Annotated in this window: 2 protein-coding genes; both read right to left on the reverse strand. The window is 68.1% G+C overall.

Features of this window, described 5'->3' with window-relative positions; all coding sequences use genetic code 11:
• A partial coding sequence (locus tag NS1_RS38465; protein WP_157125638.1) for an aryl-sulfate sulfotransferase occupies positions 1-963 on the reverse strand: 963 nt, incomplete at its 3' end.
• A gap of 5 nt (positions 964-968) precedes the next feature.
• Positions 969-1,350 (reverse strand): creatininase family protein (locus tag NS1_RS38470; RefSeq protein ID WP_169812898.1); only part of this gene is annotated, 382 nt, incomplete at its 5' end.

Consider the following 1,350-nt stretch of genomic DNA (forward strand, 5'->3'; position numbering starts at 1 on the left):
GCCGCCCGCGAGCGGTTCGGCGCCGCCGGCCACGGCACAGAACAGGTTGCGTGGCGGGTCGGCGTGGTGCTGCCAGCTGATCGCGTGCCGTGTCGGATCAACCTCGAGGACGCGGGAGAACCCGCGGCGTTGGCCGTTGTCGAACACCAGTAGGTGCCCGTCTGCCAGCATCGTCGGCTGGTGTTGGCCTGAAAGCTCGCCAGGGCCACACCACCACCGCACCCTATTGGCGGACAGGTCCACGACAGCGATGGTGTCCAGCTCGCGCATCGACACCAGCACATCACCGTCGTTCCACAGCCCGGCCGGATGCGCTCGCAATACCTCGATGGTGTTGGCGTGGAGAAGATCTGCTGGAGAGCCCGGCAGATCGCGCAGCAGCCAGGATGCGTTGCGCCCCGGTTGGACCGAACCGGCGGAGGCGAGGTCGTGATAGATCGCTCGGGCCGCGTGGTGGTGCGGGGATCGGCGACGGCGGTCGATATGGCTGGTGATCACCGCCGACAGATTGGCGTCGCTCATCAGCAGGTCGAACAGCGAGTGGGTCGCGGTGGTCGCGCCGGTGACGTCGTCGAGGACGGTGATCGAGTTGTCGAGCAGGACGAACGGATCGCCGGGCCCGTCGAGGAGGCGGGGTTGCTCGGTAAGGACGTAGACCTGGCCGGTGTCGGTGATGTCGAGGTCGTGGTGGACAGGCACCTCGGCCCGCCAGATCAGCGAGGAGTCCGGCGCCAGCTTCAACAGCGAGTGCAACGGCACCGTGGCATATAAGGCGCCGTCGGCGCCGAGTTCGACGTGGTTCCATCCACGCAGGTATCCCGGTGGCGCGGTCGAGGGGTCGGGTTGGTCGAGATCGCTGCTCCACGCGTGGACGATCTCGGCGTCGCGGTTGATCAGGCACGCCACCGGGTTCGGATAGGTCGCCGACGGGGAGAACAGAAAGTGCGTGTCGGGTGCGAGCATCGTGGTCACACTCCCGCCGCGTCGAAGCCGAATTCGAGTCGCACCGCGGCCGCCATCTCGCGGGCGACCTGGTCGGCGACGCGGGCGCCGATCTCGGCGCTGGCAGTGTGGGCGGTGTAGACGATGCCCGACGGTGTCGCGGCGTCGGCGGGCAATGGGAACACGTCGTAGCTGAACCGGCGCGCTCCTGGATGCGCCGAGTCGGTGTCGATGAGTTCGGGGCGGGTGGTGTCAGGTGCGACGTGCATGACCAGGCTGGATTCGACCATGCCCGCGTGGTGGTCGTCGCTGCGGGCGACCCCGGTTTCGCAGGCGAGGGCGTTGCGGAATCCTTCGCCGACGACGTCCCACCAGTGCACGATCATGACCCGGGTGCCGGGGTACGCC

The organism is Nocardia salmonicida NBRC 13393 (assembly GCF_001613085.1).
GTDB classification, from domain to species: Bacteria; Actinomycetota; Actinomycetes; order Mycobacteriales; family Mycobacteriaceae; genus Nocardia; species Nocardia salmonicida.